The organism is Pseudomonas sp. NMI542_15 (assembly GCF_021283425.1).
Lineage (GTDB): Bacteria > Pseudomonadota > Gammaproteobacteria > Pseudomonadales > Pseudomonadaceae > Aquipseudomonas > Aquipseudomonas fortuita.
The window spans coordinates 198,627-210,324 of sequence record NZ_JAJSRO010000010.1 but is presented as its reverse complement, the minus strand read 5'-3'; the positions used below and the strand labels follow the sequence as shown (position 1 = coordinate 210,324).

13 protein-coding genes, 1 tRNA gene and 2 pseudogenes are annotated in these 11,698 nt (G+C 59.5%); 4 read left to right on the top strand and 12 right to left on the bottom strand.

The genetic code is table 11. From position 1 onward, the window contains the following. Nucleotides 1–355: 355 nt before the first annotated feature. Nucleotides 356–466: pseudogene (locus LU684_RS30605) on the top strand (GGDEF domain-containing protein); the annotation flags it as partial. 70 nt (nt 467–536) lie between these two features. Here the strand turns inward: LU684_RS30605 and LU684_RS16700 are convergent. The 10 genes and pseudogenes from LU684_RS16700 to thrS all read right to left on the bottom strand — a co-directional run. Continuing rightward, a pseudogene (locus tag LU684_RS16700) lies at nt 537–716 on the bottom strand (DUF2514 family protein); the annotation flags it as partial. 361 nt (nt 717–1,077) lie between these two features. Beyond that, a tRNA-Pro gene (locus LU684_RS16695) sits at nt 1,078–1,154 on the bottom strand. 116 nt (nt 1,155–1,270) lie between these two features. Beyond that, nucleotides 1,271–1,627, bottom strand: coding sequence for a MerR family transcriptional regulator (locus LU684_RS16690; protein WP_003250681.1), 357 nt, complete (start codon nt 1,625–1,627; stop codon nt 1,271–1,273). Then, entirely contained in the window at nt 1,608–1,910 is a 303-nt protein-coding gene (gene ihfA, locus LU684_RS16685; protein ID WP_003250679.1) for an integration host factor subunit alpha, read from the bottom strand. Before ihfA ends, LU684_RS16690 begins: the two co-directional genes overlap by 20 nt. 4 nt (nt 1,911–1,914) lie before the next feature. Then, a complete protein-coding gene (gene pheT, locus LU684_RS16680) occupies nt 1,915–4,308 on the bottom strand; it encodes a phenylalanine--tRNA ligase subunit beta (RefSeq protein WP_232894831.1) in 2,394 nt (797 codons plus the stop codon). A gap of 31 nt (nt 4,309–4,339) precedes the next feature. Continuing rightward, a complete protein-coding gene (gene pheS / locus LU684_RS16675; RefSeq protein ID WP_016487883.1) occupies nt 4,340–5,356 on the bottom strand; it encodes a phenylalanine--tRNA ligase subunit alpha in 1,017 nt (338 codons plus the stop codon). Nucleotides 5,357–5,465: 109 nt separating this feature from the next. Next, nucleotides 5,466–5,822, bottom strand: coding sequence for a 50S ribosomal protein L20 (gene rplT / locus LU684_RS16670; RefSeq protein WP_009394046.1), 357 nt, complete (start codon nt 5,820–5,822; stop codon nt 5,466–5,468). A gap of 27 nt (nt 5,823–5,849) precedes the next feature. After that, nucleotides 5,850–6,044: a 50S ribosomal protein L35 gene (gene rpmI, locus LU684_RS16665; RefSeq protein ID WP_003250667.1), complete on the bottom strand. Its 195-nt coding sequence runs from the start codon at nt 6,042–6,044 to the stop codon at nt 5,850–5,852. Nucleotides 6,045–6,104: 60 nt separating this feature from the next. Next, nucleotides 6,105–6,656, bottom strand: a complete 552-nt coding sequence (infC, locus tag LU684_RS16660) for a translation initiation factor IF-3 (protein WP_016487884.1) — start codon at nt 6,654–6,656, stop codon at nt 6,105–6,107. Continuing rightward, on the bottom strand, nt 6,656–8,578 hold the full coding sequence (gene thrS / locus LU684_RS16655) for a threonine--tRNA ligase (protein WP_016487885.1): 1,923 nt from the start codon (nt 8,576–8,578) through the stop codon (nt 6,656–6,658). Before thrS ends, infC begins: the two co-directional genes overlap by 1 nt. 337 nt (nt 8,579–8,915) lie before the next feature. Between thrS and LU684_RS16650 the strand changes: the two genes are divergently transcribed. Together LU684_RS16650 and LU684_RS16645 are read left to right on the top strand one after the other, a co-directional pair. Then, the gene (locus LU684_RS16650; RefSeq protein WP_016487886.1) at nt 8,916–9,221 is read left to right on the top strand and encodes a hypothetical protein; all 306 of its coding nucleotides are present in this window, start codon (nt 8,916–8,918) and stop codon (nt 9,219–9,221) included. Between the two features lie 163 nt (nt 9,222–9,384). Further along, on the top strand, nt 9,385–9,597 hold the full coding sequence (locus LU684_RS16645) for a cold-shock protein (protein WP_012273095.1): 213 nt from the start codon (nt 9,385–9,387) through the stop codon (nt 9,595–9,597). A gap of 188 nt (nt 9,598–9,785) precedes the next feature. Here LU684_RS16645 and LU684_RS16640 read toward each other — a convergent pair whose 3' ends face one another. Beyond that, complete coding sequence (locus tag LU684_RS16640) at nt 9,786–10,106, bottom strand: I78 family peptidase inhibitor (RefSeq protein ID WP_016487887.1); 321 nt, start codon at nt 10,104–10,106, stop codon at nt 9,786–9,788. Between the two features lie 274 nt (nt 10,107–10,380). Between LU684_RS16640 and LU684_RS16635 the strand changes: the two genes are divergently transcribed. Continuing rightward, a complete protein-coding gene (locus LU684_RS16635; protein ID WP_016487888.1) occupies nt 10,381–10,593 on the top strand; it encodes a hypothetical protein in 213 nt (70 codons plus the stop codon). On the opposite strand, the gene LU684_RS16630 is transcribed toward LU684_RS16635, so the two are convergent. Continuing rightward, nucleotides 10,565–11,566 (bottom strand): nucleoside hydrolase, encoded by a 1,002-nt coding sequence (locus LU684_RS16630; protein WP_016487889.1) that lies wholly within the window; start codon nt 11,564–11,566, stop codon nt 10,565–10,567. The two genes, LU684_RS16635 and LU684_RS16630, sit on opposite strands and share 29 nt — an antisense overlap. Between the last annotated feature and the right edge of the window lie 132 nt (nt 11,567–11,698).

Sequence of the window (11,698 nt, the reverse complement as noted above, 5' to 3'; positions counted from 1 at the left end):
TTCGATGGTCAAGTGGGTGTAGTGAGTAGTCATGCAGCACCTTACCTCGGGTGTTGCACTTGGTCACTGAGACCGCCCTGCCAGGGGCGACAACCTCAACCGTTTGTTCAAGCCACCTGTAGGTCTGAGAAGTTTGTCGAGGTCTTGAGCGACCGATTGAGCCGCGCCGATCAACGCCAGGTATTACCCACTGGAAGATCCGGGATAGAGCCAACCTGTTTGCTATGCTTTCTACTTAGGCTGGCCTGAAGGCGCCGAGCGTGTGCGGCATTGGCCAAGATGCTTGAGAATTTTCTATCCGCTTTTGTGAAAAAACGAACCAAGGAGTGGAGTAACAGAAATGCCATCTTGTCCCCTACCCTCTGGTGAGCAGATTGATGATGCAATAAAGCTCGCTCACGGCGGTCTCTATGCGGCCAAACATGGGGGGCGTGACCAAGTTGTCTATGTGCCAGCGTTATCCTGAGGAAGTTAAGACTCGGTAACATGGAGCGATGATCCCCTATACGAGATCGCCTCATCTGGACAGGCGCTCGCTAAACGAACGTTCGATGGTCGAAAGGCGCAGTCGTTCGCGTCATGCAACTTGGGGCATGGGCTCGTGCCTCCTCCTGCGCTGTTACGCGCCGTTGTTCTTCCTGTCGGGCGTATCGATCACCAAGTACTTCAGCAAGGCATTCGCCACTTTCTCTCTCCGCAGAAGCCTCGGTAGCTTCCGCCCGTTCTACCGATTATCCACCCTGCTAGGGCCGTGCTCGTCGGGGCTATTCTTTTCCGAAAAGGAAGGCGTGAGCGACCGGAGCTTGGGATAAGACAGTATTGAGGTAGCGCCCTGAGCTTCGGCATTGAGCGGCGCTGGAACTCAGCGGGTCCCGGCGAGCCACGAGATTCACTGATGCCGCTTGGGTGAGGGAGCATTGATAGAGGCGGCAACCAAAGTTTCAGCGACGGACTCGCGTGGACCGACGCTGACAATTTTGAAGAGGAGGCAGGCGTAAAACCCTGAGAGGTCACGCAAAAATCACGCATATGAAAAAGGCCATCCCTTTCGGAAATGGCCTAAGTCATTGAAATATATGGTCGGGACGGAGTGATTCGAACACTCGACCCCTTGCACCCCATGCAAGTGCGCTACCGGGCTGCGCTACGCCCCGACTGGGCTTTGAAGCATGTCCTCAATGTTGCTGAGGACGTTGAAGAATGTACCCTAACCCTCTGATAAATGAAAGCTTTTTCTCAAAAAAATTTCCACTCATCAGAAAAGCCCAGCTCACTTCTTCAAAACCACCAACACATCCTCCAACTCAACAATCATCTGCCGAATCAGCTGCTTGTACTGGCTGGATTCATCCTTAGCCTCATCACTGGAGAGCCGTAACCGGGCCCCGCCAATGGTGAACCCCTGGTCATAAAGCAGCGCACGAATCTGTCGGATCATCAGCACATCCTGCCGCTGGTAATACCGCCGGTTCCCCCGCCGCTTCACAGGGTTAAGCTGGTCGAACTCCTGCTCCCAATACCGCAGCACGTGTGGCTTTACAGCACACAGCTCGCTGACTTCACCAATGGTGAAGTAGCGTTTGCCCGGTATGGGGGGCAGTTCGTCGTTATGGCTTGGTTCCAGCATAGGCCTCAACCCGGGCCTTCAACTTCTGCCCTGGACGAAAGGTGACGACGCGCCGTGCAGTGATCGGGATCTCTTCCCCTGTTTTAGGGTTGCGGCCCGGCCGCTGGCGTTTGTCGCGAAGGTCGAAGTTGCCGAAACCGGACAGCTTCACCTGCTCGTTCTCTTCAAGTGCGTGCCGAATTTCTTCGAAAAACAGCTCGACCAGCTCCTTGGCCTCACGCTTGTTAAGCCCCAGCTCCTCGTACAGCCTTTCGGCCATCTCAGCTTTCGTCAGAGCACCCATGCCGTTATTTCCTTAACGTGGTGTTCAACCTTTGTTCGAGCGAGGTGAGGATGTTTTGCAGGGTAGTGTTCACCTCATCGTCGTTAAGAGTGCGCGATGGATGCTGCCAGGTCAAGCCAACGGCAAGGCTTTTTCTATCAGGATCAATGCCTTTACCTTGGTAGACATCAAACAGCCTGAGGTCTGTGAGCCATTCGCCTGCATTGTCACGAATTAATTCAAGCACCGCGCTAGAAGCTACATCACGTCCTGCAATCAAAGCCAGGTCGCGACGGGTTTCCGGGAACTTGGACAGCTCGCTGAATTTCGGCAGGCGGCCTTCGACCACGTCGCCCAGCACCAGCTCGAACAGGAACACCGGGCGATCCAGGCCCAGGGCTTTGGCCAGCTCTGGGTGGATGGCGCCAAGGTAGCCGACCAGTTTGCCATCGCGCTCGATGGCGGCGGTCTGGCCTGGGTGCAGGGCTGGGTGTTTGCCGGCGCTGAAGGTGAAGTCGCTCAGGGCGCCGGAGTAGCCCAGCAGGGCTTCGACGTCGGCTTTTACGTCGAAGAAGTCGACGCCGTCGCGGCCGTTGGCCCAGCCTTCTGGCAGGCGGCTGCCGGTGATTACGCCGGCAATCATTGGCTGCTGTTGCAGGTCACCCAGTTGGCCGACGAAGCGCAGGCCGCTTTCGAACAGGCGCACGCGGTCTTGCTGGCGGTTCAGGTTGTGCTGCAGTGCCTTGACCAGGCCCGGCCACAGCGAGGCGCGCATGGCGGCCATGTCGCTGGAAATGGGGTTGGCCAGCAACAGCGGCTCTACGCCCGGGCTGAACAGTTCGAACAGTTTCGGGTCGATGAAGCTGTAGGTGATGGCTTCCTGGTAGCCGCGGGCAACCAGCAGGCGGCGCAGGGTTGGCAGGTCACCGCGGGTTTCCGGCTTGCCTTTTGGCGCCAGGCGGGCTTGCGGGTAGCGAACCGGCAAGTTGTTGTAGCCGTACAGGCGGGCCAGCTCTTCGATCAGGTCCACTTCCAGGCTGATGTCGAAGCGGTGGCTTGGGACGTTGACTGTCCACTGCGCTACACCTTCAGAGCTGCCACTCTTGGTCGTGGTCAGTTCCAGGGCGTTGAGCAGTTGCTCGACCTGGGCTGGGTCCATTTCCATGCCGAGCATCTGGGTGATGCGTTCGGCGCGCAGGGTAACCGGGGCCACTTGCGGCAGGTGCTGTTCGCTGACAGCTTCAACGACCGGGCCGGCTTCGCCGCCAACGATGTCCAGCAGCAGCTGGGTGGCGCGCTCGATAGCTTCGCGGGCCAGCTGCGAGTCGACGCCGCGCTCGTAGCGGTGCGAGGCATCGGTGTGCAGGCCGTAGGAACGGGCTTTACCGGCAACGGAAATCGGCTCGAAGAAGGCGCTTTCCAGGAACAGGTCGCGGGTTTTTTCGGTGTTCACACCGCTGTGCTCGCCACCCATGACGCCGGCGATGGCCAGGGCGCGGGTGTGGTCGGCGATTACCAGGGTGTCTGCGCGCAGGGCAACTTCCTGGCCGTCGAGCAGGACGAGTTTTTCGCCCTCTTCGGCCATGCGTACGCGGATGCCGCCGTTGATTTCTGCCAGGTCGAAGGCGTGCATCGGCTGGCCGAGTTCGAGCATCACGTAGTTGGTGATGTCGACGGCGGCGTCGATGCTGCGCACATCGCTGCGGCGCAGGCGTTCGACCATCCACAGTGGGGTCGGCTTGCTCAGGTCGACGTTACGGATAACGCGGCCCAGGTAGCGTGGGCAGGCAGCCGGGGCGCTGACCTCGACCGGGCGCACTTCGTCGTGGGCAGGCGCTACGGCAGGCACCACCGGGCGGGTGACCGGGGTGTCGTACAACGCGCTGACGTCGCGGGCCAGGCCGGCGATGGACAGGCAGTCACCGCGGTTGGGCGTCAGGCCGATCTCGATGCTGGCGTCGTCCAAGCTCAGGTAGGTGCGAATGTTTTCGCCAACCGGGGCATCAGCCGCCAACTCCAGCAGGCCGTCGTTCTCTTCGCTGATTTCCAGCTCGGCCGCCGAGCACAGCATGCCGAAGGACTCGACGCCGCGCAGCTTGGCCTTCTTGATCTTGAAGTCGCCAGACAGCTCGGCGCCGATCATGGCGAACGGCACCTTGATGCCTGGGCGGGCGTTAGGGGCGCCGCACACGACCTGGAAAGTTTCCTGGCCGTTGCTCACCTGGCACACGCGCAGCTTGTCGGCGTCCGGGTGTTGTTCGGTGGCGAGGATTTCGCCCACGACAATGCCGCTGAACTGGCCGGCAGCGGGGGTAACGCTGTCGACTTCGAGGCCGGCCATGGACAGGCGGGCGACCAGTTCGTCACGGGAGACTTGCGGGTTTACCCAACCGCGCAGCCACTGTTCACTGAATTTCATGCTGTTCTCCTAGAATGTGCGTCGATTGGGCCTAGCGGAATTGGGCAAGGAACCGCAGGTCGTTGTCGAAGAACAGACGCAAATCGTTGACGCCATAGCGCAGCATGGCCAGGCGCTCGGCGCCCATGCCGAAGGCGAAGCCCTGGAACTCTTCAGGGTCGATGCCGGACATGCGCAGCACGCTCGGGTGCACCATGCCGCAGCCCATCACTTCCAGCCAGCCGGTTTGCTTGCACACGCGGCAGCCGTTGCCGGAACACATCACGCACTGGATGTCGACTTCGGCGGACGGCTCGGTGAAGGGGAAGAACGACGGGCGGAAACGCACCGCCAGTTCTTTTTCGAAGAACACCCGCAGGAATTCTTCGATAGTGCCCTTGAGGTCGGCGAAGTTGATATCGCGATCGATCAGCAGGCCTTCGACCTGGTGGAACATCGGCGAGTGGGTGATATCCGAGTCACAGCGGTATACGCGGCCCGGGCACACAATGCGGATGGGCGGCTGGGTCGACTCCATGGTCCGCACCTGCACCGGCGAGGTGTGGGTGCGCAGCAGCATGTTGGCATTGAAGTAGAAGGTATCGTGCATCGCCCGCGCCGGGTGGTGGCCAGGGATGTTGAGCGCTTCGAAGTTGTGGTAGTCGTCTTCGACCTCTGGGCCTTCGGCAATGCCGTAGCCGATGTGGGTGAAGAACTGCTCGATGCGCTCGAGTGTACGGGTGATCGGGTGCAGGCCACCGGTGGCCTGGCCGCGGCCTGGCAGGGTGACGTCAATGCATTCGGCAGCCAGGCGAGCGCTGAGCTCGGCTTCTTCAAAGGCAGCCTTGCGGGCATTGAGCACAACGGTGACGCGCTCTTTGGCGTCGTTGATCAGCGCGCCGACTTTCGGCCGCTCTTCGGCTGGCAGGTTGCCCAGGGTCTTCATCACCTGGGTCAGTTCGCCCTTCTTGCCGAGATAATTAACCCGGATCTGTTCCAGGGCATTGATGTCTTCAGCGCGCTCCACGGCCTCTAGGGCTTGGGAGACCAGCGCATCCAGGTTTTCCATGTACAGACTCCAGATACGAAAATAGGGGAAGAGCTTTGAAGGCTCTTCCCCTATCGATGACGTTCAATGCCCGACGGCGCTAGCGCCGCCGGGTGATTGTCGCGGGTACTTAAGCCAGAACGGCTTTAGCTTTCTCGACAATCGCAGCAAACGCCGCTTTTTCGTTCACTGCCAGATCGGCCAGAACCTTACGGTCGATTTCGATCGAAGCCTTTTTCAGGCCAGCAATCAGACGGCTGTAGGACAGACCGTTATTGCGGGCACCGGCGTTGATACGAGCGATCCACAGTGCGCGGAACTGACGCTTCTTCTGGCGACGGTCGCGGTAGGCGTATTGGCCTGCCTTGATGACCGCTTGCTTGGCTACGCGGAATACGCGCGAGCGTGCACCGTAGTAACCTTTAGCCAGTTTCAGAATTTTCTTGTGACGCTTACGAGCGATGACGCCACGCTTAACACGAGCCATGAGTAACTTCCTCTATCTTAACCAGAATTAACGAACGCGCAGCATGCGCTCGACTTTTGCCACGTCAGACGGGTGCAGCAAGCTGGCACCGCGCAGTTGACGCTTACGCTTGGTCGACATTTTGGTCAGGATGTGGCTCTTGAAAGCGTGCTTGTGCTTGAAGCCCGAAGCTGTCTTCAGGAAGCGCTTCGCAGCACCGCTTTTGGTTTTCATTTTTGGCATGTTGGAACTCCGCATTCGATAAAATTACACATAATCATCAGGCCTGCCGTGCCCGGGAGATTACTTCTTTTTCTTGGGGGCGATGACCATCATAAGCTGGCGTCCTTCCATCTTCGGATGCTGCTCAACGGTGCCGTATTCAAGCAGGTCATTTTCAACCCGCTTCAACAGCTCCATGCCCAGCTCCTGGTGGGCCATCTCACGACCACGGAATCTCAGAGAGATCTTGGCCTTGTCCCCATCGGTAAGGAAACGTACCAGGTTGCGTAGTTTTACCTGGTAATCCCCATCCTCCGTCCCTGGACGAAACTTGATTTCTTTGATCTGGATCTGCTTCTGGTTTTTCTTGGCTTCGTTGGCCTGCTTCTTCTTCTCGAAGAGGTGCTTGCCGTAGTCCATGACCTTGCAGACGGGCGGTACCGCGTCTGCAGAGATTTCTACCAGGTCCAGCTTCGCTTCATCAGCGATACGCAGCGCTTCATCAATCGAGACGATGCCAACCTGCTCGCCGTCTGCGCCAATTAACCGAACCTCGCGGGCCGAGATATTCTCGTTGATCGGGGCCTTCGGTACAGCACGCTTATCGTTTCTCATTTCACGCTTAATAGTCATTACTCCGATTCTTGGCGACCACGCCGGGAAACCGCTTGTGTCAGAAGCTCAGCGAATTGGGCGACGGGCATGGAGCCCAGGTCTGCGCCTTCGCGAGTACGCACTGCAACGGTCTGCGTTTCGACTTCGCGATCCCCTATAACCAAAAGGTACGGGACCTTGAGCAAAGTATGCTCGCGGATTTTAAAGCCGATCTTCTCATTTCTCAAGTCCGACTTGGCACGGAAACCGCTACCGTTCAGAGATTTCTCAACCTCGAGGGCGAAATCGGCCTGTTTGTCGGTGATATTCATGATCACCGCCTGGGTCGGTGCCAGCCACGCCGGGAACACACCCGCGTAGTGCTCGATCAGCATGCCGATAAAGCGCTCGAACGAACCGAGGATGGCGCGGTGCAGCATGACCGGGCGAACACGGCTGTTATCTTCGGCGATATAGCTGGCATCCAGACGCTCTGGCAGGTTCGGGTCGTACTGCAGGGTACCACACTGCCAGTTACGGCCGAGGCAGTCGCGCAGGGTAAACTCGATTTTCGGGCCATAGAAAGCGCCCTCGCCTGGCTGGTATTCCCACTCCAGGCCCGATTCGTTCAGGGCGTCGGCCAGTGCCGATTCGGCACGGTCCCACAGCTCTTCGGAACCGACACGCTTGGCCGGACGCGTGGACAACTTCATGGCGATATCGCTGAAGCCGAAGTCTTTGTACACGTCCAGGGTCAGCTTGATGAAGTCGGCGGCTTCTTTCTTCACCTGGTCTTCGGTGCAGAAGATGTGCGCGTCGTCCTGCACGAAGCCACGCACGCGCATGATGCCGTGCAGGGCGCCGGACGGCTCGTTACGGTGGCAGGCACCAAACTCGGCCAGGCGCAGCGGCAGGTCGCGGTAGCTTTTCAGGCCCTGGTTGAACACCTGCACGTGGCACGGGCAGTTCATCGGTTTTACCGCGTAGTCACGGCTTTCCGACGACGTGGTGAACATGTTCTCGGCGTAGTTGGACCAATGCCCGGAACGCTCCCAGAGAATACGGTCAACAACCTGCGGGGTCTTGATTTCCAGGTAGCCGTTGGCGCGCTGAACCTGGCGCATGTACTGCTCAAGCACCTGGTATACAGTCCAGCCGTTGGCATGCCAGAACACCATGCCCGGGGCTTCTTCCTGCAGGTGGAACAGGTCGAGCTGCTTGCCGATCTTGCGATGGTCGCGTTTTTCGGCTTCTTCGATGCGCTGAACGTAGGCAGCCAGCTGCTTTTTGTCGGCCCAGGCGGTGCCGTACACGCGCTGCAGCTGCTCGTTCTTGGCATCACCGCGCCAGTAGGCTCCGGACAGCTTGGTCAGCTTGAATGCCTTGAGGAAGCGGGTGTTCGGCACGTGCGGGCCACGGCACATGTCGACATATTCTTCGTGATAATACAGGCCCATGGCCTGCTCATCCGGCATGTCCTCGACCAGGCGCAGCTTGTAGTCTTCGCCACGGGCCTTGAACACATCGATGACTTCGGCGCGCGGGGTCACTTTCTTGACCACGTCGTAGTCTTTCTCGATCAGCTCCATCATGCGCTTTTCGATGGCAGCCATGTCTTCAGGGGTGAAGGGGCGCTCGTAGGCGATGTCGTAATAGAAGCCTTCATCGATAACCGGGCCGATGACCATCTTGGCGGTCGGGTAGAGCTGCTTCACGGCGTGGCCGACCAAGTGGGCGCACGAGTGACGGATGATCTCCAGTCCCTCTTCATCTTTAGGGGTGATGATCTGCAGGGTGGCGTCGTGGCTGATCAGGTCGCACGCGTCGACCAGTTTGCCATCGACCTTGCCGGCGACCGTGGCCTTGGCCAGGCCGGCACCGATGGATGCGGCTACGTCGGCGACGGATACGGCGTGGTCAAACGAACGTTGACTGCCATCGGGAAGAGTAATAATGGGCATGGCGCCTCCTCTCCTAGTGGTGACCCCTACCAAAGGTCACGTGGGTTGGGATGAGCCAGTACAAGATCCGGCCTGCCTTCCTTCATAAGGAAGCCTGCCTCACAGTGGCAGAAGCCTTTCGGCTTGCAAGGGACGAACCAGAGTGACTGGAAAGAAAAAAGATAGCTGCAGCCGGCACAGCGCGACTACAAGCCGGGCATGCTAGCACGCGGGTTGCGCCCCAGGCAGAAATATTTGGAAATTGCACCGCAGCGGTGAACTATCGCGGAAAAATACGGCTCAGACTTTAGGAAGCAACCTACTCTTGATGAGACCTTGACCCAAGGAGTAACTGGTTATGCGAGTTCCGTCTCTTCTGGCCCTGGCGGCCGCCGGCGCCCTGCTGCTGCCCGTGGCAGCAAACGCTGGCAACTTCCCCGCCGGGAAGGAGGCCGCCTACACCGCCCAGTGCACGCAAGTGGCCGGCAGCCAGGGCGTTGACGCTGCCACCGCGAAAAAACACTGCGACTGCGGCGCACGAGCCATCAAAAAGAATTTCACCGACGCCGAGATTGCCGACCTTGACAGCAAGGATGGCGTTGACGCCAAGCTGATGCAGAAGGCCCAGACTGTGGTGCAACAGGCCTGCGCACCGAAGCGCTGAACCCTTAAAGCCGGTGACCGCCGGTAACTATTTTGCGTTAGATCAACATCTGGTGAAGGTAAAAGGCGCTAGTTCTGCAGAATTAGACTATGATGTCCTCTGTGCCAGACAGCTCAGGCGTCTAGGCACTTCGAAAAATTTCAAGTTTCTGGAGATTCATCCCATGTCCAATCGCCAAACCGGCACCGTCAAATGGTTCAATGATGAGAAAGGCTTCGGCTTCATCACCCCACAAGGCGGCGGCGACGACCTGTTCGTTCACTTCAAAGCCATCGAATCCGACGGCTTCAAGAGCCTGAAAGAAGGTCAGACTGTTTCCTTCGTCGCCGAGCGCGGTCAGAAGGGCATGCAGGCTGCTCAGGTTCGTCCGGAGTAATTCGGAAGCTGTGAAAAAACCCGCCCTTGTGGCGGGTTTTTTTATGGGCGCTGACCAGGCGGCACACGCTGCTCTTTGCTTCAGGCGGTGAAGCTAAAAACCTGGGGCCGCTTTGCGGCCCTTTCCGGCCGGTCCGGCGCCCCGGCAAGGCCGCTCCTACAGGGACCGCATGGGCCTTTGGAGCTGCATCAACCGCAGTTGACGCGGGTTACCTTGCCCTGCTCGTCCACGTTCAGGTTCAGGCGTTCGGAGCGGTACTCCAGGGTTACCACGTCGTGCGGCTTGAGAATGCGTGCCATCTGCGAGCCACTGGCCTTGCGTGCCTGCTCCAGCAGCTCGGCGCTGGCAGGCTTGCCAATGGCAAAATCGGCGCCACTGGCATCGCAGCGGCCGTCATTGGCTACAGGCGAAGCTGGCACAGCACCACCATCGGCGTTGCCACCAGTGCTGCAACCAGCCAGGACAGCAGCCACCGCCAGGGTTGCCAGGTAAGCACGGGTACGGAACATGAAGCCTCCTAAATAGGTCCGGGAACTGTCTGTTCCGACAGCTCCGCTGGGTATTCGTTGCAAAACCGGTCAAGTCTGCCTGAACTCTGGCAGCGAGGCGAAAAGCAATCGTGACCGGATTTTGCACAACCCACTGCGTTTGCCATATGCTTAGCGCGCACAGTCACTGGCGCAAAGCCATGATTTACTGCAAGAAGTGGAGCGCATCCCGCCTCCATCGAACACCAGGGTCAGGTGTTCACCCCTTCGTCCCGGGCCCCAGCGAGAGCTTTTCATGAGTACCCACAGCATCGATGCCGACATCAAGGTCAAATGGGCGGAGGGCCAGAGCGCGTACAGCCCTGGCACACCGGAAGAATTGCTGTTGATCGCCATCGACCTGTTGGTACGCGACAACGGTGCCGAGGCGGCCCGCAGCTTCATCGACCAGGTGTTCGAGCGCTACGCGCCGCACGCGGCTATTCCAATCGCGCCAGACGGGCGCTGAGCAGGTCAAACAGCCCCTGAGCATCGCCCTGCTCCACCCACAACACATTCGCCGGCTGCTTGAGCACGCCGTACCAGTCGGCAACCGTCTGGCCGAAAGTCGGGCCTTCGCGGCTGTCGATGCTCATGTGGATACGCCGGCCACTGAACAGCTCGGGCTTTAGCAGGTAGGCAATGACACTGGCGTCGTGCACCGGGCCGCCGGGCATGCCGTACAGGTCCATGTCGTGGGTGATGTAGGCATTCAGGATATCCACCACGCGCTTGCTGGCCTGGTTGTTCACGGTTGCCAGTTGTTTCAGGCGTGCGTCGCTGGTCAGCAGCTTGTGAGTGACGTCCAGCGGCAGGTAGGTGAGCTGCACACCGCTGGCCAGCACCACTTCGGCGGCATGCGGGTCGGCATAGAGGTTGAATTCCGCCACAGGGGTGATGTTGCCTCCGTTGAAATGGGCACCGCCCATGACCACCACCTCCTTGATGGCCTTGACGATGTCCGGGCGCTGGATCAGCGCCAAGGCCAGGTTGGTCTGCGGGCCGAGCATGGCCACGGTGATGCTGTGCGGTTTGGCTGTGCCGAGGGTGTCGATCAGGTATTGCACGGCATTGCCTTGGGCCAGAGGCGCTTTGGGCTCGTGCACCTGTACCCCGGTAAGGCCTTCTTCACCATGAACATCGGCGGCGTATATCGGCGCGCGCACCAGTGGGCGGCCGGCGCCGGCGTACACGGGGATGTCTTCGCGACCCGCCCATTCGCGGGCCAGGCGGGCGTTTCGCGAGGTTTTATCCAGGCGCACGTTGCCTGCCACGGTGGTGATGGCGCGGATATTGAGCTCGTCGGGCGAGGCCATGGCCAGAAACAGCGCGACCACGTCGTCGGCGCCAGGGTCGGTATCGATGATCAGGTCGATGGGGGCGGCCTGAAGGGTGGTGGCTGTGGCCATGAAGGCGAGTCCTTGTAGCAGGGGTTTGAGCATGGGGCACTCCTTGTTGCCAGAACACAGGACACAAACACACCGCAGCCCCCTGTAGGAGCGGCCTTGTGCCGCGATGGGGCGCGAAGCGGCCCCGGAAAGTTTTGCTGCGAAGCTGAAAATCTGGGGCCGCTT

Bases quoted from the DNA above. Each gene is read 5' to 3' on its own strand.
- LU684_RS16690 (WP_003250681.1), bottom strand. From the start codon at position 1,627: ATGCTGGAACCAAGCCATAACGACGAACTGCCCCCCATACCGGGCAAA.
- ihfA (WP_003250679.1), bottom strand. From the start codon at position 1,910: ATGGGTGCTCTGACGAAAGCTGAGATGGCCGAAAGGCTGTACGAGGAG.
- pheT (WP_232894831.1), bottom strand. From the start codon at position 4,308: ATGAAATTCAGTGAACAGTGGCTGCGCGGTTGGGTAAACCCGCAAGTC.
- pheS (WP_016487883.1), bottom strand. From the start codon at position 5,356: ATGGAAAACCTGGATGCGCTGGTCTCCCAAGCCCTAGAGGCCGTGGAG.
- rplT (WP_009394046.1), bottom strand. From the start codon at position 5,822: ATGGCTCGTGTTAAGCGTGGCGTCATCGCTCGTAAGCGTCACAAGAAA.
- rpmI (WP_003250667.1), bottom strand. From the start codon at position 6,044: ATGCCAAAAATGAAAACCAAAAGCGGTGCTGCGAAGCGCTTCCTGAAG.
- infC (WP_016487884.1), bottom strand. From the start codon at position 6,656: ATGACTATTAAGCGTGAAATGAGAAACGATAAGCGTGCTGTACCGAAG.
- thrS (WP_016487885.1), bottom strand. From the start codon at position 8,578: ATGCCCATTATTACTCTTCCCGATGGCAGTCAACGTTCGTTTGACCAC.
- LU684_RS16650 (WP_016487886.1), top strand. From the start codon at position 8,916: ATGCGAGTTCCGTCTCTTCTGGCCCTGGCGGCCGCCGGCGCCCTGCTG.
- LU684_RS16645 (WP_012273095.1), top strand. From the start codon at position 9,385: ATGTCCAATCGCCAAACCGGCACCGTCAAATGGTTCAATGATGAGAAA.
- LU684_RS16640 (WP_016487887.1), bottom strand. From the start codon at position 10,106: ATGTTCCGTACCCGTGCTTACCTGGCAACCCTGGCGGTGGCTGCTGTC.
- LU684_RS16635 (WP_016487888.1), top strand. From the start codon at position 10,381: ATGAGTACCCACAGCATCGATGCCGACATCAAGGTCAAATGGGCGGAG.
- LU684_RS16630 (WP_016487889.1), bottom strand. From the start codon at position 11,566: ATGCTCAAACCCCTGCTACAAGGACTCGCCTTCATGGCCACAGCCACC.